The sequence below is a fragment of the Rhodanobacter fulvus Jip2 genome (genome assembly GCF_000264315.1).
In the GTDB taxonomy this organism is placed as follows: Bacteria; Pseudomonadota; Gammaproteobacteria; order Xanthomonadales; family Rhodanobacteraceae; genus Rhodanobacter; species Rhodanobacter fulvus.
This window is the reverse complement of sequence record NZ_AJXU01000007.1, coordinates 155,280-172,599: the sequence shown is the minus strand read 5'-3', so window position 1 is coordinate 172,599 and position 17,320 is coordinate 155,280. Positions and strand designations below refer to the sequence as shown.

General features: G+C 65.6%; 20 protein-coding genes. 8 read left to right on the top strand and 12 right to left on the bottom strand.

The window, feature by feature from the left end:
* Positions 1-161: 161 nt before the first annotated feature.
* From UU9_RS01970 to UU9_RS01960, 3 genes are read right to left on the bottom strand one after another with little or no spacing between them, the layout of a single operon-like run.
* A complete protein-coding gene (locus tag UU9_RS01970; protein WP_007080035.1) occupies positions 162-680 on the bottom strand; it encodes a DUF3106 domain-containing protein in 519 nt (172 codons plus the stop codon).
* Between the two features lie 3 nt (positions 681-683).
* On the bottom strand, positions 684-1,118 hold the full coding sequence (locus tag UU9_RS01965; RefSeq protein WP_007080034.1) for a hypothetical protein: 435 nt from the start codon (positions 1,116-1,118) through the stop codon (positions 684-686).
* Entirely contained in the window at positions 1,115-1,696 is a 582-nt protein-coding gene (locus tag UU9_RS01960; protein WP_040669997.1) for an RNA polymerase sigma factor, read from the bottom strand. Before UU9_RS01960 ends, UU9_RS01965 begins: the two co-directional genes overlap by 4 nt.
* Positions 1,697-1,832: 136 nt before the next feature.
* Here UU9_RS01960 and UU9_RS01955 point away from each other — a divergent pair, with 136 nt between their 5' ends.
* Both UU9_RS01955 and UU9_RS01950 read left to right on the top strand, forming a co-directional pair.
* Positions 1,833-2,141 (top strand): NAD(P) transhydrogenase subunit alpha part 2, encoded by a 309-nt coding sequence (locus UU9_RS01955; RefSeq protein WP_007080032.1) that lies wholly within the window; start codon positions 1,833-1,835, stop codon positions 2,139-2,141.
* Entirely contained in the window at positions 2,138-3,598 is a 1,461-nt protein-coding gene (locus UU9_RS01950) for an NAD(P)(+) transhydrogenase (Re/Si-specific) subunit beta (RefSeq protein ID WP_007080031.1), read from the top strand. The genes UU9_RS01955 and UU9_RS01950 overlap by 4 nt, the downstream gene beginning before the upstream one ends.
* A gap of 70 nt (positions 3,599-3,668) precedes the next feature.
* Here UU9_RS01950 and UU9_RS01945 read toward each other — a convergent pair whose 3' ends face one another.
* Positions 3,669-4,049, bottom strand: coding sequence for a hypothetical protein (locus UU9_RS01945; protein WP_237710196.1), 381 nt, complete (start codon positions 4,047-4,049; stop codon positions 3,669-3,671).
* A gap of 257 nt (positions 4,050-4,306) precedes the next feature.
* On the opposite strand from UU9_RS01945, the gene sufT reads away from it, so the two are divergent.
* A complete protein-coding gene (gene sufT, locus UU9_RS01940; RefSeq protein WP_007080029.1) occupies positions 4,307-4,864 on the top strand; it encodes a putative Fe-S cluster assembly protein SufT in 558 nt (185 codons plus the stop codon).
* Between the two features lie 346 nt (positions 4,865-5,210).
* Here sufT and UU9_RS01935 read toward each other — a convergent pair whose 3' ends face one another.
* The 3 genes from UU9_RS01935 to UU9_RS01925 form a co-directional block, all read right to left on the bottom strand.
* The gene (locus UU9_RS01935; protein WP_007080028.1) at positions 5,211-5,531 is read right to left on the bottom strand and encodes an H-NS histone family protein; all 321 of its coding nucleotides are present in this window, start codon (positions 5,529-5,531) and stop codon (positions 5,211-5,213) included.
* 282 nt (positions 5,532-5,813) lie between these two features.
* Entirely contained in the window at positions 5,814-7,511 is a 1,698-nt protein-coding gene (locus tag UU9_RS01930) for a proline--tRNA ligase (protein ID WP_007080027.1), read from the bottom strand.
* Positions 7,512-7,641: 130 nt separating this feature from the next.
* Positions 7,642-8,067, bottom strand: a complete 426-nt coding sequence (locus tag UU9_RS01925; protein ID WP_007080026.1) for a DUF4124 domain-containing protein — start codon at positions 8,065-8,067, stop codon at positions 7,642-7,644.
* 104 nt (positions 8,068-8,171) lie between these two features.
* Here UU9_RS01925 and UU9_RS01920 point away from each other — a divergent pair, with 104 nt between their 5' ends.
* The 3 genes from UU9_RS01920 to rimI are packed head-to-tail and all read left to right on the top strand — an operon-like array spanning position 8,172 to position 9,926.
* The gene (locus UU9_RS01920) at positions 8,172-8,954 is read left to right on the top strand and encodes a CDP-alcohol phosphatidyltransferase family protein (RefSeq protein WP_040669965.1); all 783 of its coding nucleotides are present in this window, start codon (positions 8,172-8,174) and stop codon (positions 8,952-8,954) included.
* A complete protein-coding gene (locus UU9_RS01915) occupies positions 8,951-9,451 on the top strand; it encodes a hypothetical protein (RefSeq protein WP_007080024.1) in 501 nt (166 codons plus the stop codon). The genes UU9_RS01920 and UU9_RS01915 overlap by 4 nt, the downstream gene beginning before the upstream one ends.
* Positions 9,452-9,494: 43 nt before the next feature.
* On the top strand, positions 9,495-9,926 hold the full coding sequence (rimI, locus tag UU9_RS01910; RefSeq protein ID WP_007080023.1) for a ribosomal protein S18-alanine N-acetyltransferase: 432 nt from the start codon (positions 9,495-9,497) through the stop codon (positions 9,924-9,926).
* 36 nt (positions 9,927-9,962) lie between these two features.
* On the opposite strand, the gene UU9_RS01905 is transcribed toward rimI, so the two are convergent.
* The 5 genes from UU9_RS01905 to UU9_RS01885 form a co-directional block, all read right to left on the bottom strand.
* Positions 9,963-12,854: a valine--tRNA ligase gene (locus UU9_RS01905; protein ID WP_007080022.1), complete on the bottom strand. Its 2,892-nt coding sequence runs from the start codon at positions 12,852-12,854 to the stop codon at positions 9,963-9,965.
* A gap of 129 nt (positions 12,855-12,983) precedes the next feature.
* Positions 12,984-14,051 carry a uroporphyrinogen decarboxylase gene (gene hemE / locus UU9_RS01900; RefSeq protein ID WP_007080021.1) on the bottom strand — a complete coding sequence of 356 codons (1,068 nt, stop codon included), beginning with the start codon at positions 14,049-14,051 and terminating at the stop codon, positions 12,984-12,986.
* A 1-nt stretch (position 14,052) separates the two neighbouring features.
* Positions 14,053-14,313, bottom strand: coding sequence for a WGR domain-containing protein (locus UU9_RS01895; RefSeq protein WP_007080020.1), 261 nt, complete (start codon positions 14,311-14,313; stop codon positions 14,053-14,055).
* Between the two features lie 70 nt (positions 14,314-14,383).
* The gene (gene aroB / locus UU9_RS01890; RefSeq protein ID WP_007080019.1) at positions 14,384-15,481 is read right to left on the bottom strand and encodes a 3-dehydroquinate synthase; all 1,098 of its coding nucleotides are present in this window, start codon (positions 15,479-15,481) and stop codon (positions 14,384-14,386) included.
* Complete coding sequence (locus UU9_RS01885) at positions 15,478-16,032, bottom strand: shikimate kinase (protein WP_007080018.1); 555 nt, start codon at positions 16,030-16,032, stop codon at positions 15,478-15,480. Before UU9_RS01885 ends, aroB begins: the two co-directional genes overlap by 4 nt.
* Positions 16,033-16,059: 27 nt before the next feature.
* On the opposite strand from UU9_RS01885, the gene UU9_RS01880 reads away from it, so the two are divergent.
* Positions 16,060-16,893, top strand: coding sequence for an SDR family oxidoreductase (locus UU9_RS01880; protein WP_007080017.1), 834 nt, complete (start codon positions 16,060-16,062; stop codon positions 16,891-16,893).
* A gap of 19 nt (positions 16,894-16,912) precedes the next feature.
* Complete coding sequence (locus UU9_RS01875; protein WP_007080016.1) at positions 16,913-17,257, top strand: YbjQ family protein; 345 nt, start codon at positions 16,913-16,915, stop codon at positions 17,255-17,257.
* The last annotated feature ends 63 nt before the right edge of the window (positions 17,258-17,320 follow it).

The following is a 17,320-nucleotide window of genomic DNA, read 5'->3' as shown; positions in this document are numbered from 1 at the left end:
CCCGCAGGCGGGGGAAGGAAGTCGTCAAGTTCCTCGAAACAGCCAGCTTCCTTCCCCCCGCTTGCGGGGGAAGGTGCCGAAGGCGGATGGGGGCGCTTTTCGCGACCGCGCGCTCCCCACCACTGATTCTTCACCCCTTAAATAACGCAGCCACGAGCCGGTTACTGTCCTGTCGGTTTCGGCGGGTTGCCGCTTGATGGCGGCTGACCGCTTGGCGGGTCGCGCCATTGCAGCCGTTGTTTGGGCGAAAGCTCGCGCCACTGGCGGATCAGTTGCTCGCGCTGCGGCGGCGGCAGGCTCTGGAAATGCTCGAACGTGGCGTGCAGCTGTTCGCGCTGCTCGCGCGGCAGCTTGTGGAATTCGCGCATGTTGGCGCGCGCCTGCCGGCGCTGCTCGGGCGTCATCTGCTGCCAGCGGGCGATGCGTTCGCGGATTTCCGCGCGCTTTTCCGGCGGCAGCGTGGCCCAGTGTTCGGCGCGGTGGAGCATGTGCGCCCGTTTGCGTGGCGACAAGGCATCCCACTCATGCTGCAGCGGTGCCAGCACGTCACGCTGGGCGGCGGACAGGCTGCTCCATGAGGGCGGCGGCGTACCCGCGTCGTCCGGCGGTGGCGCGGCAAAGCCATTGCCAAGCGCGCCGGCCAGCAGCAGGGAGAATGCGATGCGGAGTAGTGGTTTCATGACTCAGCGCGTCGTCGGGTGGCGGTCGGCAGCGGCCAGCCAGGTGTAGAAATCGAGGTTCTGGTAGAGCACCGGATCGGTCTTGTCGGCATCCGGCGGCAATTCGTTGTCGAGGTCGGTGGCCGCTTCGACGGTGGTGGCCGGCCTGTTGCTGCCTTGGGGCAACGGTTGCCACAGCATCAGGGACGCCAGGGCGATCACCGCGACGGCGCCGGAAGGAATCAGCCAGTGGCTGACCTGGTGCGATGGCTTGCCTGCCGTCTCCAGTGCCTGCCGGCGGGCCGCGCGCAAGCGCCCGGCGGTTGCCGGGTCGACGCGTCGGCCGGCTTCGCGGTAAAGCTCGCGGGCGCGCTGTTGCAGCCGCTGGTCGGACAGGTCGCCCGCCAGGCTGCCGGATCGATCACCAGGCCGAGTGGACTCGGTGTCGGGCATGTTCATCGCCAGTTCTCCAGTTGGTCGCGCAAGGTGTGCATGGCGCGCGACAGATGGGTTTTCACGCTGCCTTCGCTGCAGCCCATGGCTTGCGCCGTTTCCTTGCCGTCGAGGCCTTCCAGCATGCGCAGCATGAATGCTTCGCGCTGGCGTCTCGGCAAGGTATTCACCGCGGCGGCCATGTCGGCATAGGACTGCACGTCGTGCAGCCGGTCCAGCGGGCCGGGGCTCTGGTCGGCGGGCTCCCATGCCGGCAGTTCGTCACCCTCCTTGTCGTGGCCACCGCCGAGCCAGCCCACCACGATCGAGCGCACCTTGCGCCGCCGCTGCAGGTCGACCACGCGCCGCCGCAGGATGCCCCAGAACAGCGGCGCCCATTCCGTGGCCGGCTTGTCCCGGTAGTGCTTGACCAGCCGCAACATGGCGTCCTGCACCGCGTCCATGGCGTCTTCGCGGTGACGCAGCTGCATCTCGGCCATGCGAAACGCGCGGCGCTCGACCTGCGCCAGGAACGCATCCAGCGTGGCCGGCGTCGCCTCGTCGAGCACCATGTCCGCGCCAAGCGCGTCGACGGCCGTGTTCATGGCCGTCGCGCCCGTGTCGTCGCGTGCTGCATTTTCGGGCTCCATCGTTCGACTCCATGCTTGAACGCGGCAAGCTCGCGCCGGTTGACGGACAACCGTATGATGCGTGGACTGGGTGTCCTGACAGGGGTGGGTCATGATCGACGGTTTCCTGGCACTTTACATCTTCATGCTGGCCGCGTTCTGCGGTTACGAGATCATCGCGCGGGTGCCGGTGATCCTGCATACGCCGCTGATGTCCGGCTCCAACTTCATCCACGGCATCGTGCTGGTGGGCGCGATGATCGCGCTCGGTCATGCACAGACGCCGTTCGAGATAACCATCGGCTTCGTGGGCGTGCTGCTCGGCGCGGGCAATGCCGCGGGTGGCTACGTGGTGACCGAGCGGATGCTGGAGATGTTCAAATCCAGCAAGCCGGGCGCCGGCAAGGGAGACAGGGGATGAGCCTGCTGCCGACCCTGATCAAGGCTTGTTATTTCCTCGCTGCCCTGCTGTTCATCCTGGGGCTGAAACGCATGAGTTCGCCCCGCACGGCGCGCGGCGGCATCGTGTGGGCCGGCGTGGGCATGCTGCTGGCGGTGCTGGCCACGTTCTTCCTGCCGGATATGCACAACCGCAGCCTGATCGTCGCCGCCGTGCTTATCGGCGTCAGCGCCGCGTGGTGGACCGGCCGGCGCGTGGCGATGACGGCGATGCCGCAGATGGTGGCGCTGTACAACGGCATGGGCGGCGGCGCGGCAGCGGCCATCGGCGCGGTCGAGCTGATCGGCTATGCGCGCGCGCTGGGCCTGCTGCACGTGGTACCCGATACCTCGCCGCTGCAACCGGAGAGCTGGGCGATAAACGGCTTGCCGCCGTTGTTGTCGCCGGTGGAGCTGTCGCTGGGCGTGCTGGGTGCCTTGATCGGCACGGTGAGTTTTTCCGGTTCGCTGGTCGCTTTCGCCAAGCTGCAAGGGTGGATGGACAAGCGCTTTGTGTTCCCCGGCCAGCGCGTGGTGAACATATTGTTGCTGGCGGCGGCGGTCGTGGTGGGCGTGGTGCTGGCGTCTGGCCATGTCAGCGGGCCGATGATCGCGCTGTTCTTCGTGCTGGCGTTGCTGTTCGGCCTGCTGATGACGCTGCCGATCGGCGGCGCCGACATGCCGGTGGTGATCTCGCTGTACAACGCGTTCACCGGCCTGGCCGTGTCGTTCGAGGGTTTCGTGCTGGGCAACGAGGCGATGATCATCGCCGGCATGGTGGTCGGCGCGGCCGGTACCTTGCTGACCCAGTTGATGGCCAAGGCGATGAACCGTTCGATCGGCAATGTGCTGTTCGGCAGTTTCGGCGCGGCGGCCGGTGGCGACGCACAGACGATCGACGGCGCGCAGAAACCGGTCGATGCCGGCGATGCGGCTGTGATGATGGCGTATGCCGAGCGCGTGGTGATCGTGCCCGGCTACGGCCTGGCCGTGGCGCAGGCGCAGCACAAGGTATGGGAGTTCGCCCAGTTGCTGATCAAGCGCGGGGTGAAGGTGAAGTTCGCCATTCACCCGGTGGCCGGCCGCATGCCCGGGCACATGAACGTGCTGCTGGCCGAGGCCGGCGTGCCGTACGACCTGATCGCCGACATGGACGAGATCAACCCGGAATTTCCCGCCACCGACGTGGCGCTGGTGATTGGCGCGAACGACGTGGTGAACCCGCTGGCCAAGACCGATCCGGCCTCGCCGATCTACGGCATGCCGATCCTGGACGTCAGCGCCGCGAAACACGTGATCGTGATCAAGCGCGGCAAGGGCACCGGCTTTGCCGGCATCGAGAATGCGCTGTTCTACGCCGACAACACCCGCATGTTGTACGGCGATGGCCAGGCTGCCGCGGGCCAGCTGGTGAACGAGCTGAAATCGCTGGACGACTGAGCGCGCGTGATGCGGCCGGGGAAAACCATGGGAAGTGGTTTCCCCCGGGGCTTCCGGGGCTTCCGGGGCGTCAGTTGCTCCGCCGTACGGGCCGGCTTGCCAGTACCGCGGCCAGCCCGGCGGCAATCAGATACCAGCCGGCGTCAGCCGCCGAGAAGCCCATTCGCGCCAGTTGCAGCAGCATGCCGGCGCCCGCCGTGCGCAGCGCATCGACGATACCCATGCCCATGTTGGCGGCAACCAGCGCGCCGGCCATCAGCACATTGACGTACAGCGCCGCCAGCAGCGCGGCGAGCGCGGCAAGTACCGCCGCATAACGGCCCGGCGACTGCACCCAATGCCGTATGGTCCAGGCCAGCACCACGGCAAACGGCAACGCCAGCCACGACGTGGCGTGGCCGGCGTACAGGGCGGCCACCATCCACACGGCGCCGGCCGCGAGTCCCAGCATGGCCGCACAGACGAGGGCGAAGACCGCACGGAAAACAGAATGCACGCTCATGAATGCGACGGGCGCGAAAGAATGGCGGTCACGTTGATCCCCCGGATAAAGCCCCAATCATAACGCGAGCACGAAGAGCCACACCTGTCGCGGGCGGCTTACTGGCCCGCGCTTGATCTGGAACAAGCAGCCCGGAGCGACGGGCGGCATAATAGAGCGCTGGCGCGGTGTCTTGTCGCGCCCATTGATTCGGGTTGGACAGTGGTATGAGTGGTTTCAGTTTGAGCAGCGAACCTTTCACCCTCTTGCGTGATTGCAACGCGGTGATGGTGCCGCAGGGCGAGGTGATCACCTTGCCGGCCGGTCAGATCGGCTACATCACGCAGGCGTTGGGCGGCAGTTTCACCGTCTATGTCGACGGCAACCTGTTCCGTATTGCGGGCGACGATGCCGATGCACTGGGCAAGCCGCCACCGGAGGCCATCGAAGTGGCCGCCGACGCCACCAACGAGGACGTTGAGAAACTGGCTTGGGACCAGTTGCGCACCGTGTTCGATCCAGAGATCCCGGTAAACGTGGTCGACCTCGGGCTGGTTTACGACCTCAGCCTGGAGCAGACCGCCGAAGGCGAGCGCAAGGTCTACGTGAAACTCACCCTGACCGCACCCGGCTGCGGCATGGGCGACATCCTGGTGGATGACGCGCGCACCAAGCTGGAGATGATCCCCACCATTATCGAAGCCGACGTGGACCTGGTATTCGATCCGCCGTGGAGCCACTCGATGATGTCGGACGCGGCGAAACTCGAAACCGGCATGCTTTAATCCGGTTGCACCACGGCTCGGCGACAGGCAAGCCTCAGCACGTCAAAGAGACCGTAATACCCTCTCCCCTGCGGGGAGAGGGCAGGGGAGAGGGGGACACGCCGCGGGGAGGACCCAACGGAGCCGCTCACGGTACCGAAAAAACCCGTTACCCACTTCCCCCGCCAGCACCCACCCCTCTCCTCGATCCTCTCCCCAAGGGGAGAGGAGATTTCTTTCGGTACACGTATCGCCGGCCACAAAAAAGCCCACATGCGTCCAGAACGCATGCGGGCTTGATGTTTTTCAGCCCCGGTACGAAGGCATGGTTTGCGACATGCCTACCGCACAACGCGCCGGGAATGCATCAGATCGCCAGATCCTTTTCCTTCTTGCCCGCCTTCAGGGCGTCGTTGTACCAGCGCGGGCGCTTGCCGCGGCCGGACCAGGTCTGAGCGGGATCGGCGGGATTGCGGTATTTCGGCGCCACGGGACCGGTGCGGCGGCTCTTGGCGCGGCCTTGGCCGAAAATGTCCTCGAAGCTGTAACCCTCGGCCTTGATCAGTGCGTGGACTTTCTCGCGCAGCTTGACCACCTTTTCCTTGCGCAGCTCCGTCTGGCGCGTTTGTGCCTTGCTGATCAGTTCGTTGAGCTGGTTATGGTTGAGGTTCTTGATATCGACGGCCATGGGGAACTCCGGGAGTGGTTATCAGTAATGTTGAATTGGCTGCAACGGAGTGGAACAAACGAAGTGCCACTGCGTGATTCTCCACGAAAAGAAAATTGAATGCAAAGCAGGCGCCCATTAGCTCCCCGCGTAAACCTGTGACGATTAACTCGATCACATCGGTTTCACGTGGTCCGGCGGCGCCGCAATGCATTGCCGTGTGGTTAATCCGCGGCCGCCGCCCTGATAACGGGGCGGCATTCGTGTGCTGTCGCGACAGGTACTTTGTGCCCGCTGCGCGAATCAGCCAAGCAGGTCGAATAGCTGTTCCTGGGTAATGGCCCGGCTCTCGGTTTCGGTACGCCCGCGATATTCAAGCGTGCCCGCGGTGAGGCCGCGGTCGCTGATCACCACCCGATGCGGAATGCCGATCAGTTCCATGTCGGCGAACATGCCGCCGGGACGCAGTCCGCGGTCATCCAGCACGGTTTCGATACCGTGTGCATTGAGTGCTTCATAGAGCGCTTGCGCCGCTTCGCTTACTTCCGGCAGGTGCTTCGGGTTGATTACGCAAACCGCGACGCGCCATGGCGCCATCGCTTCGGGCCACACGATGCCGGCGTCGTCGTGGCGTTGCTCGATGGCAGCGGCCACGATGCGGCTCACGCCAATGCCGTAGCAGCCCATGGTCATCACTTGCGTCTTGCCCTGGTCATTCAACACGACGGCGTCGAGTGCTTCGGCGTATTTCGTGCCGAGCTGGAATACGTGGCCTACTTCGATACCCCGCGCGATATGCAGGATGCCTTCGCCATCGGGCGAACGGTCGCCCTCGACTACATTGCGGATGTCGGCGATGCGGCTGATGCGCGCGTCACGCGCCCAGTTGGCGCCCGTGCAATGGGTGCCGTCGGCATTGCCGCCGCAAACGAAGTCGGCGAGCACGGCGGCGTCGCGATCGACAATGACCGGGATCGAATCGGGCAGCCCCACCGGCCCGATGAAACCCGGGCGGGTTCCGATGGCCGCGAGGATTTCTTCTTCGCTCGCCAATATCGACTCGCCACCCAGTTCGTCAAGCTTCGCCGCCTTGACCTCGTTGACCTGATGGTCGCCACGCAGGCACAGCGCGACGAGCCCGTCGCGCCCGCGCAGCAGCAGGGTTTTCACGCAGCGGTCGGGTGAAACGCCGAGGAACGCAGCGACGTCCTCGATGGTTTTCTGGGTGGGCGTGGCCACTTGTTGCAACGCCGCCGTGGCCGTCGGGCGTGTGTTGGTGGGCGCCAGCGCTTCGGCTTTTTCGATATTGGCCGCGTAATCGGAGCCATCGGAAAACGCGATGGCGTCTTCGCCCGAATCGGCCAGCACCTGGAATTCGTGGCTGGCATTGCCGCCGATCGCGCCGGTATCCGCCTGCACCGCGCGGAAGCTCAGCCCAAGCCGGGTGAAAATGCGGGTATAGGCCTGATACATCACCGCATAGGTGGCGGCCAGCGATTCCTGCGTGAGGTGGAAGGAATAAGCGTCTTTCATCAGGAATTCGCGCGCGCGCATTACACCGAAGCGCGGGCGGATCTCGTCGCGGAACTTGGTCTGGATCTGGTAGAAATTGACCGGCAGCTGCTTGTAGCTTTTCAGCTCGTTGCGGGCAAAGTCGGTAATGACTTCCTCATGCGTGGGGCCATAGCAGAACTCCTGCTGCTTGCGATCCTTGATTTTCAGCAGCTGTCCGCCGAATTTCTCCCAGCGGCCGGTCTCTTCCCACAGTTCACGCGGCTGCACCGACGGCATCAGCAGTTCGATCGCGCCGGCGCGGTTCATTTCCTCGCGCACCACGTTTTCGACCTTGCGCAACACGCGCAACCCCAGCGGCGACCAGGTGTACAGGCCGGAGGCCAGCCGCCGGATCATGCCGGCGCGAAGCATCAGCTTGTGGCTGGCGATTTCGGCGTCGGCAGGGATTTCCTTGACGGTGGCCAGGTGGAATTGGCTGAGGCGCATGCGAGTGGATCCGGCGGAGGGGAAAGGCGCCGATTATAGCCGTCAGACCGCTCTGGAAGCCGCTATGCAGCGTGAATACGGGTTTTTCGCCGGCGCGTTTGAAAGGCGCACCAATGGCGACGAACGTAAATCAGTTGGCCTGGCAATATTGCTGGTATTGCGCTTCGTCCGCCGCGATCTGCTGCTTGCGCTGGGTATCGTCCAGCGCCGTCGATTTTCCGTCCTGCTGCATCACCACCGGGCCGGTGCCCTTGAGCATCTTCAGATTCGTCTGCAGGGAATCGCAAAGCGTCTTGCGGTTGGCGGGTGTGTCGGCGATCGGCTGGCTGGAAGCCGGCGCGGGCTGTGTTTTGGCAACTGCCGGCGTTTGCGTGTCGGCGTCTTGCGCGGGCGCCGCGGCGGATTCGACCGTTTTTATCCTTTTGAAATCGACGCCTGAGGCCGGCGCGGTCTGCGAGTAATGCACGGTGCCGTGGCTGTCGGTCCATTTGTAGACCTGCGCCACGGCCAGCGGCGTCAGCAGCATCAGCGCCACGGCGATCAACGAACGTTGCATGGGGTGTCCCCTGGATGAGATACGCAGCCCGTCCTTGTTATCACTCCGGCGATCGGGACTCAAGCGATGGTTTACACTTCGCGCATCCTGTCACGGTTTGATTCATGAGCGAGCAAATGCCAGTCCGCGCGCCGCGGCACCGGGGTATCTACCTGTTGCCCAACCTGTTCACCACCGGGGCAATGTTTGCCGGGTTCTACGCGATCATCGCCAGCATCAGCGGGTTCTACGCCGATGCGGCGGTCGCGGTGTTTTTCGCCGCCGTGCTCGATGGCATGGATGGTCGGGTGGCGAGGATGACCGGCACTCAGAGCGAATTCGGCGTGCAGTACGACTCGCTGTCCGACCTGGTCAGTTTCGGCCTGGCGCCTTCGCTGGTGCTGTACACGTGGTCGTTGTCCGCGTTGAAGGATTTCGGTCCGCTGTGGGGCAAGCTGGGCTGGGCCGCCGCCTTTATCTATGCCGCCTGCGCCGCGTTGCGGCTGGCGCGGTTCAATACCCAGGTCAGCGTGATCGACAAGCGCTATTTCCAGGGGCTGGCCAGCCCGGCCGCGGCAGGCGTCTGCATGTCGTTTGTGTGGAGCATGGAGAAGTTCGACGTGCCGGGTGCCGAGCTGTGCTTCGTGGTGCCCTTCATCGCCGTGATTACCGGTTTGTTGATGGTGAGCCGGTTTCGCTATTACAGCTTCAAGTCGCTGCCGACCGGTGATCGCCAGCGGGTGCCGTTTGGCTGGATGGTCGGCGCGGTGCTGTTGCTGGCGTTGCTGATTCTGGATACGCCGCGGGTATTGCTGGCGGGGTTCACGATTTACCTGTTGTCCGGCCCGGTAATGACGCTGTGGGGGTTGGCCGAGCACCGGCGGCGGGGACGCCGCGGTAACGCATGAACGTGGCCGCGAGCCACGTCGATGCCGTCCATCGTGCGCGGGTGTTGCGCGCGCTGGGCATGGTGCCGTGGGTACGCCGCGCCGCGCCCACGCCGCCGACTACACAAGAAGACATCATGGTTGCGTCGCCGGTGCGGGGCGACGATGCGCCAGGCGCCTGCGTGGTGATCCTGCCGGGCAGCTGCGCCACGCGTGAGCTCGACCTGCTGGGACGCACGTTCGGCGCCTGTGGCGCCTGGCTGGCGCGCGCCGCGCGGGTGCGCGTGAATGCGGCGGGCGAACTGGCGGAGACACCGCCAGCGGCGCGCGCGTATCTGGTGTTCGGTGAAGCCCAGGCCCACGCGCTGGGCCGCAGCCTGCCGGCCGAGGTGATGCAGCGCGCGCAGATCGTGCTGGTCGACGAGCCGTCGCAGGTGCTGTCGCAGGCAGCCTCCAAGCGGCGCCTGTGGACCGCAGTGCGCACGCTGCACCGTGCGCTGGCCGGCGTCACGGGCTGACGTCGTGGCCGCGCTCGCTCATCCCTCGGCCCGGATGCGCACGATGACGGCGGACGATCTTGCCGCCGTTGGCGAGATCGAGCTGGCCTCGTATGAATTCCCCTGGTCGCCGGGCGTCTTTGCCGATTGCCTCAAGGCCGGCTATCCGTGCTGGGTGCTGGTCGTGGATGACGTCACCGCGGGCTACGGCATTCTTTCTCTGGGCGCGGGCGAGGCGCATGTGCTGAACATCTGCATCAGCCCGCAACGGCGTGGCCAGGGCCTGGGCCGTTACCTGCTGCGCCGGCTGCTGGACAGCGCGCGCTGGAACGGCGCCGAACGCGTGTTCCTGGAAGTACGACCGTCCAATGCCGATGCCCGCGCCCTGTACGCGTCGATCGGTTTTCACGAGATCGGCCGGCGTCCGCGCTACTACCCGGCACGCAACGGACGCGAAGAGGCGATCGTGATGGCGCTCGATCTGCTGCCCTCGTAGGAGCGCACAAGGGGCGCTCCTGCAAGATCGGACCGATCACCCCAGCTTCTGCGCCTGCTCGCGCAACGCACCCAGCGTGGTGTTCCAGTCGGTGATGCGCTGGCGCTCCTGGGCGACGACTTCGGCCGGGGCGTTGGCGACGAAGCTGGCGTTGCCCAGCTTGCCCTCGCACTTTTTGATTTCGACTTCGATGCGGCTGATCTCCTTGGCCAGTCGCACCTTTTCCGCCGCCAGATCGATCAGCCCGGCCAGCGGAATCATCACCCGCAGCGCACCCACCACGGCCGCGGCCGATGCCGGCTCATCGGCGCCGGCTTCGATCCATTGCGGCGTTTCGGTACGGGCGAGGAAGCTGATCTGCGCCGCGAATTTGGCCACCCGCGCGTTGTCGCTGGCGTCGCCGTCGGCGAACAGCAGCGGGATCGTCCTGGCCGGCGAGATGTTCATTTCCGAACGGATCTTGCGAATGCCGGACAACACGTTCTTGAACCACTCGATCTCGCCCGTCGCCGCGTGATCCGCCACGATGTCCTCGGCCTTCGGCCACGGCCGGTGGATCAGGCTTTCCTCGGTCAGGCCGAGCTTCGGCCCCACGTCTTTCCAGATCTCCTCGGTGATGAACGGAATCACCGGATGCAGCGCGCGCAGCACCGATTCCAGCACCACCAGCAAGGTGCGCCGGGTCGACGCGGCGGCGGCAGCATCATCGCCATTCAACGCGGGCTTGGACAGCTCCAGGAACCAGTCGCAGTACTCGTTCCACACGAACTCATACAACGACTGCGCCAGATGGTCGAAGCGGTAGCTGACGAAATGCTGCTCCACCTCGGCCAGCGTCTGCTTCAGGCGGGTGAGAATCCACCGCTCCGCTTCGGTTGCGGGCGCTGTGGGAGCGGCTTCAGCCGCGATGCTTTTGCCGATGCCGATTGAAGGCATCGCGACTGAAGTCGCTCCCACAGCGGTAGCCGGGTCGGCGTCAAGATTCATCAACACGAAGCGCGCCGCATTCCACAACTTGTTGCAGAACGCCTTGTAGCCTTCGGCGCGCTTGATGTCGAAGTTGATCGTGCGGCTGTAGCTGGCCAGCGCGGCGAAGGTGAAGCGCAGCGCGTCGGTGCCGATCGCGGGAATGCCGTCGGGGTAGTCCTTGCGGATGCGCTTCTCGACCTTGGCGCGCACCTGCGGGATCAACAGCGACCTGGTGGATTTCGCCACCAGCGGTTCCAGTTCGATGCCGTCGATGAGGTCCAGCGGGTCCAGCGTGTTGCCCTTGGACTTGGACATCTTCTGGCCTTCCGCATCACGCACGATGGCGTTGATGTAGACCTCGCGGAACGGAATCTTTCCGGTGAAGTACTTGGTCGCCATCACCATGCGGGCGACCCAGAAAAAGATGATGTCGAAGCCGGTGACCAGCACCGCGCTGGGCAGGAAGATCTTGTCCTGCTCCCAGTTCGCGACCACTTCGCCGCGCTCGTTCTTCACCGGGCCCTCGGCCGGCCAGCCCAGGGTGGAGAACGGCCACAGTGCGGAGGAGAACCAGGTGTCGAGCACGTCGTCGTCCTGGCGCAGCGCGCCGACCGGCGCCGTGCTGGCGCTGGCGCGCGCATCGGCTTCGTCCTCGCCCACGAAGATGTTGCCGGCCCCGTCGTACCACGCCGGGATGCGATGGCCCCACCACAGCTGGCGGCTGATGCACCAGTCCTGGATGTTGTCCAGCCACTGCGTGTAGGTGGTGCTCCAGTTCTCCGGCACGAACTTGATGTCGCCGTTGCGCACGGCATCGAGCGCCGGCTCGGTGATCGCCTTGCGGCCGCCTGGACGTCCATCCGCCAACGTTTCGGAAGTGAGGTCGACGAACCACTGATCGGTCAGCATCGGCTCGATCACGGCGTCCGAGCGCTGGCTTATCGGCACCTGCAGCTTGTGCGGTTTTGTTTCGACCAGCAGGTCGGCGGCGTCGAGGTCGGCCAGCACCGCCTTGCGCGCGTCGTAACGATCCAGCCCGCGGTATTTCTCCGGTGCGTTGTCGTTGACCTTCGCGTCCAGCGTGAAGATCTCGATCGGTGCCAGCTTGTGGCGCTGGCCGACCGCGTAATCGTTGAAATCGTGCGCCGGCGTGATCTTCACCGCACCGGTGCCGAAATCCCTGTCCACGTAATCGTCGGCGATCACCGGAATCTGCCGGCCGGTCAACGGCAGGTGCAGCATCTGGCCGATCAGCGGTGCGTAGCGTTCGTCCTCCGGATGCACCGCCACGGCCACGTCGCCCAGCATGGTTTCCGGACGGGTGGTGGCGACCACCAGCGAGGCGGCGCCGTCGGTGGTCATGTAGCGGATCGACCACATGTGGCCGTCGCGCTCGACGTTGTTCACTTCCAGATCTGACACCGCGGTGCCCAGCACCGGGTCCCAGTTCACCAGCCGATTGCCGCGGTAGATCAATCCCGCGCGATACCAGTCGATGAACACCTTGCGCACGGCCGCGGAGAGGCCTTCGTCCATGGTGAAGCGTTCACGCGACCAATCCGCCGCCGCGCCGATACGGCGCATCTGGTTGGTGATGGTGGAGCCGGATTCCTCCTTCCACTTCCACACGCGTTCGATGAACGCCTCGCGGCCCAGGTCGTGCCGCGTCTTTTCCTCGACCGCCAGCTGGTTTTCCACGATCTTCTGGGTGGCGATGCCCGCGTGATCCGTGCCGACCTGCCACAGCGTGTTCATGCCGCGCATGCGCTGGTAGCGCACCAGCATGTCCATCACAGTCTGCTGGAACGCATGCCCCATGTGCAGCGTGCCGGTGACATTCGGCGGTGGCAGCAGGATGCAGTACGGCTCGCCCTGGCCCGACGGCTTGAACGCGCCGCTGGCTTCCCAGTGCGCGTACCACGTCGACTCGATCTGGGCGGGCTCGAAACTCTTTTCCATGGGTGTGCTCGATGGCGCGCGTGGGGCGCACGTTTTGTCTTGGCGAAACGGTAATTGTACGGGCGCGGCGCCGGGCTGCCAAAAAGCCGGCGCCGCCGATGTTGCCGCTTCCCGGTTGATGGCGGGTCGTCAGGAACGCAACGTGCGCCCGTAGGCATGCACTTCGTCCACCAGCACTTTCATGTGGGCCGGATCGACTTCCGGGGTGATGCCGTGGCCGAGGTTGAACACGTGCCCCGGATGGTTGCCGTAGCTGTCCATCACGGCGCGCGCTTCGCGACGGATCACCTCGGGGCTGGCGCGCATTACGGCGGGGTCGAGGTTGCCTTGCAGCGCAACCTTGCCGGCCACGGCGTGGCGTGCGTCCGTCAGATCCATGGTCCAGTCGACGCCGAGTGCGGTGCAACCGGTATCCGCCATCTCGGCAAGATGCTGGCCGGCGCCCTTGGAAAACAGCGTCACCGGCAAATCGCGTGATGCGGGGTCGGCTTTCAGTGCGGCCACGATCCGCGTCATGTAACGCAGCGAGAATTCGCGGAACGGAGCGGGGCCGAGCAGGCCGCCCCAGGTGTCGAAAATCATCAGCGCCTGGGCACCGGCGGCAGCCTGGGCGATCAGATACGTGGCAACGGCGCGGGCCAGCGTGTCGAGCAGTTGATGGGCGAGTTTCGGCTGGTTCCAGCACATGGTCTTGAGCGTGGCAAAATCCTTGGAACCGTGGCCTTCGACCATGTAGCAGGCCAGCGTCCACGGGCTGCCGGAGAAGCCGATCAGCGGCACGCGGCCGTGCAGTTCCCGGCGGATCAGGCGCACCGCATCCATCACGTAGCGCAGTTCGCCATCCATGTCCGGTACGGCCAGCTTCGCGATGTCGGCGGCGCTGCGCACGGGGTGCGCGAACTGCGGGCCTTCGCCTTGCGCAAACGACAGGCCCAGGCCCATCGCGTCGGGAATGGTGAGGATGTCGGAGAACAGGATCGCCGCGTCCAGTTCGAACCGCTCCAGCGGTTGCAGCGTGACTTCGCAGGCGTATTCGGGGTTCTGCGCCAACCCCATGAAGCTGCCGGCGCGCTCGCGGGTGGCGCGGTACTCGGGCAGGTAGCGGCCGGCCTGGCGCATCACCCAGATGGGCGTGGTGTCGGTGGCTTCGCGGCGCAGCGCGCGCAGGAAGCGGTCGTTTTTCAACGCGTCGGTCATTTCAACGTCCGTAGGGGCCTTCCTGGCCTTGGCTGAACATCAGGCGGAAGCCGCGCTTGAGTTGCGCGTCGCGGCTTTTCTCGAAGGCGGCAATGGCCTCGTCGCGCTCCAGGTATTGCTCGCGTTTGAGCGTGGCGCGGCCACCCTGCGTGCCGGATTCGCGGTACAGCGTCCAGCCGCCGAGCAGATCCTGCTCCAGCGTGATCTGGACATAGCGTGGCGCGTCGGCGTTGACGGGCACGGTTTGCAGGTAGAGGCGCATGGTTTCCAGAATGGAGCAAGGCGCATTGCCGGACCACACAGTTTATCGCACTGCCGACCTGCCCAGGTTCCTAGGCCGGCATGGCCGCCCGCAGCACGGCCAGCACCTCGGTTTCATCCACGCCACCGACGATTTCGGCCTTGCCGATACCGCGCCACAGGATCAGGCGCAGCTGGCCGTTGGCGTTCTTCTTGTCCAGCCGCATCAGCTCCAGCAGTTGCTGCGGGTCCATGCCGGCGGGCACCGTCGTGGGCAGCCCCAGACGCTGCAGCAGGCGCTGCAGCCGTTCGCGGTCGGCCGGCTCGCTCATGCCCAGCCGTTCGGACATCTTCGCGGCCAACACCATGCCCACCGCCACGCCTTCGCCGTGCAGCAGGGTGGTGTAGTGGCCGGCAGTTTCCAGCGCGTGGCCGAAGGTATGGCCCCAGTTGAGCAAGGCGCGCTCGCCCTGTTCGGTTTCGTCGCGGGACACCACGCCGGCCTTGTAGCGCACCTTGCGGGCGATGGCTTCGATCAGCAGCGCGGTGTTGTGCGCCATCAGCGAATCGGCGTGTTTTTCCAGCCATTCGAAGAAGGGCGCATCGCCGATCGCCGCACCCTTCACCACCTCGGCCAGGCCGGCGCTGTATTCGCGCTCGGGCAAGGTGGCCAGCGTGTCGATGTCGGCCACCACGGCGCGTGGCTGGTGAAACGCGCCGACCAGGTTCTTGCCCGCGGGCAGGTTGACGCCGGTCTTGCCGCCCACCGAGGAATCCACCATCGCCAGCAGCGTGGTCGGCATCTGGATGAAGTCGATGCCGCGCATCCAGCAGGCCGCGCTGAAGCCGGCCAGGTCGCCCACCACGCCGCCGCCCAGCGCGATCACGCAGGCGTCGCGGGTGGCGCCCAGGTCGGCCAGCGCCTGCAGCGCGCGCTCGACGTTGGCGAAAGACTTATGCGCCTCGCCGTCTTCGAGCAGGAATGACGACCACTCCAGCCCTTCCAGCCCCTGCGCCACACGCTGCAGGTACAGCGGCGCCACCGTGGTGTTGCTGATCACCAGCGCGTGGCGGCCACGCAGCATCGCGCGCCAGCGGTTGCGGTCGGCGAGCAGGTCGTGGCCGATCCATACAGGGTAGCGTCGCGTGCCGAGGGCGACTTCAATGGTGGAGAGATGCGAATCGTTCATGCGGTTTGCGATGGCCTGATGGGTTGGCGTTGCCAGTGGTGGTCGATCAGATCGATGCAGCGGTCGCCCGCCGTGGCGACGGTGGTGCTGCCGCCGGGGATGGCGAGGTCGGCAATCCGGCGATACAGCGGCTCGCGGATTTCCGCCATCGACTGCAGCCGCGCGCGGCGATCGGTGCCGGCCAGCAGGGGACGATGCGTATCGCGCTCCAGCCGCTCCAGTTGTTGCCCGATGCTTGCCTGCAGCCACACCACAAAGCCACGCGTGGCCAGCCTGTCGGCGTTTGCCGGGTCCAGCACGGCGCCGGCGCCGGTGGCCAGCAAAATTTCGCCGCGGGCGGTGATGGCATCCAGCAGCAGGCTTTCGCGTTGGCGGAAACCCGCCTCGCCCTCGATCTCGAAGATGGTGGGGATGTCCACGCCGGTCTGTCGTTCGATCTCCTGGTCCAGGTCGATGAACGAGAGACCATAATGGTTGGCCAGCCGCCGCCCGACGGAAGTTTTTCCGGCGCCGGTGGGGCCGATGAGAAAGAGGCTGGACGACGGATTCATCCGTGAACTTTAGCAGCAGAAGCCGATATGACCGAACGCGTTTTACTGGCTGGTTGCGGTGATCTGGGCTTGCGCGTGGCGCGACAACTGCAGGGCCGTGGCGACAGTGTCTGGGCGCTGCGGCGGATGCCGCCGGTCGGTGACACCAGCGGCATCCACTGGCTGCGAGCGGATTTGCGCCAGGCCGAAACGCTGCGTGACCTGCCGCCCGGAATCACCCGACTGGTCTACCTGCCCACACCCGACCGGCGCGACGAGACGGCCTATCGGGCCACCTTCGTCGATGGCTTGCGGCATCTGCTGCAGGCGCTGGATACCGGCACGCTGCGGCGGGTGCTGTTTGTTTCGTCCACGGCGGTTTATGGCGCGCACGGTGGCGAGTGGGTGGATGAAACCACCGCGCCGGCGCCGCCGGGTTTCAATGGCAAGGCCCTGCTGGACGCCGAGCGTTGGCTCGCCGCGCAATCCGTTCCGTCGGTAGCACTGCGGTTGGCTGGTCTGTACGGACCGGGTCGGCTGCAACTGGTCGAACGGCTGCGTACGGGCCAGGTGCGGGTACCGCGCGAGCATCCGCATTGGGCCAACCGCATCCATGTCGACGATGCCGCCAGCGCGATCACGCATCTGTTGACGCTCCCCGCGGTGCAGTCGCTGTACCTGGGCGTGGACGACACGCCGTTGCCGCTGGATGTGCTTTACGATCAGCTGGCCCGCCTGGCCGGCGCCCCATTGCCGGCCGAGGGGCCGGCGCCGGCGGGTATCGGCAGCAAGCGGCTCGGCAATGCCCGCCTGCGCGCCAGCGGCTGGGTGCCGCAATGGCCGGACTCGCGCGCCGGCTACGCTGCGTTGCTCGACAAGTGACCCACTACGGAGAACCGTCATGGCCAGCACCGTTCCGCATCATCAAGTCAGCACCACCAACGACATTCCCGGCTGGCGCATCGTGCGTTCGCTGGGCATCGTGCGCGGCATCACGGTGCGTTCGCGCAGCGTGGTCGGCAATATCGGCGCGGCGTTGCAGACCATCGTCGGCGGCAATATCTCGATCTACACCGAGTTGTGCGAGAAGGCACGCGAGGAAGCGTACGAGCTGATGCTGCAGCACGCCGCGGCGATGGGCGCCAATGGCGTGGTGGGGATGCGCTATGACGCCAACGACGTGGGCCAGGGCGTTACCGAAGTGCTCGCCTACGGCACCGCCGTGCAGGTTGAAGCGTCAACCTGAGGTGATTTTGCAATGCGGCTTGTCTCCCGCACGGAGCACGGGCCAGACTCGGGCTTCAGGAAG

Excerpts from the sequence above, each read along its gene's own strand:
- UU9_RS01925 (WP_007080026.1), bottom strand. The coding sequence starts at position 8,067 with ATGCAACGTTCGTTGATCGCCGTGGCGCTGATGCTGCTGACGCCGCTG.
- aroB (WP_007080019.1), bottom strand. The coding sequence starts at position 15,481 with ATGAACGATTCGCATCTCTCCACCATTGAAGTCGCCCTCGGCACGCGA.
- UU9_RS01880 (WP_007080017.1), top strand. The coding sequence starts at position 16,060 with ATGACCGAACGCGTTTTACTGGCTGGTTGCGGTGATCTGGGCTTGCGC.
- UU9_RS01875 (WP_007080016.1), top strand. The coding sequence starts at position 16,913 with ATGGCCAGCACCGTTCCGCATCATCAAGTCAGCACCACCAACGACATT.
- UU9_RS01965 (WP_007080034.1), bottom strand. The coding sequence starts at position 1,118 with ATGAACATGCCCGACACCGAGTCCACTCGGCCTGGTGATCGATCCGGC.
- UU9_RS01945 (WP_237710196.1), bottom strand. The coding sequence starts at position 4,049 with ATGCTGGGACTCGCGGCCGGCGCCGTGTGGATGGTGGCCGCCCTGTAC.
- hemE (WP_007080021.1), bottom strand. The coding sequence starts at position 14,051 with ATGACCGACGCGTTGAAAAACGACCGCTTCCTGCGCGCGCTGCGCCGC.
- UU9_RS01955 (WP_007080032.1), top strand. The coding sequence starts at position 1,833 with ATGATCGACGGTTTCCTGGCACTTTACATCTTCATGCTGGCCGCGTTC.
- UU9_RS01930 (WP_007080027.1), bottom strand. The coding sequence starts at position 7,511 with ATGCGCCTCAGCCAATTCCACCTGGCCACCGTCAAGGAAATCCCTGCC.
- UU9_RS01895 (WP_007080020.1), bottom strand. The coding sequence starts at position 14,313 with ATGCGCCTCTACCTGCAAACCGTGCCCGTCAACGCCGACGCGCCACGC.
- UU9_RS01950 (WP_007080031.1), top strand. The coding sequence starts at position 2,138 with ATGAGCCTGCTGCCGACCCTGATCAAGGCTTGTTATTTCCTCGCTGCC.
- UU9_RS01970 (WP_007080035.1), bottom strand. The coding sequence starts at position 680 with ATGAAACCACTACTCCGCATCGCATTCTCCCTGCTGCTGGCCGGCGCG.
- sufT (WP_007080029.1), top strand. The coding sequence starts at position 4,307 with ATGAGTGGTTTCAGTTTGAGCAGCGAACCTTTCACCCTCTTGCGTGAT.
- UU9_RS01885 (WP_007080018.1), bottom strand. The coding sequence starts at position 16,032 with ATGAATCCGTCGTCCAGCCTCTTTCTCATCGGCCCCACCGGCGCCGGA.
- UU9_RS01905 (WP_007080022.1), bottom strand. The coding sequence starts at position 12,854 with ATGGAAAAGAGTTTCGAGCCCGCCCAGATCGAGTCGACGTGGTACGCG.
- UU9_RS01920 (WP_040669965.1), top strand. The coding sequence starts at position 8,172 with ATGAGCGAGCAAATGCCAGTCCGCGCGCCGCGGCACCGGGGTATCTAC.
- UU9_RS01915 (WP_007080024.1), top strand. The coding sequence starts at position 8,951 with ATGAACGTGGCCGCGAGCCACGTCGATGCCGTCCATCGTGCGCGGGTG.
- rimI (WP_007080023.1), top strand. The coding sequence starts at position 9,495 with ATGACGGCGGACGATCTTGCCGCCGTTGGCGAGATCGAGCTGGCCTCG.
- UU9_RS01960 (WP_040669997.1), bottom strand. The coding sequence starts at position 1,696 with ATGAACACGGCCGTCGACGCGCTTGGCGCGGACATGGTGCTCGACGAG.
- UU9_RS01935 (WP_007080028.1), bottom strand. The coding sequence starts at position 5,531 with ATGGCCGTCGATATCAAGAACCTCAACCATAACCAGCTCAACGAACTG.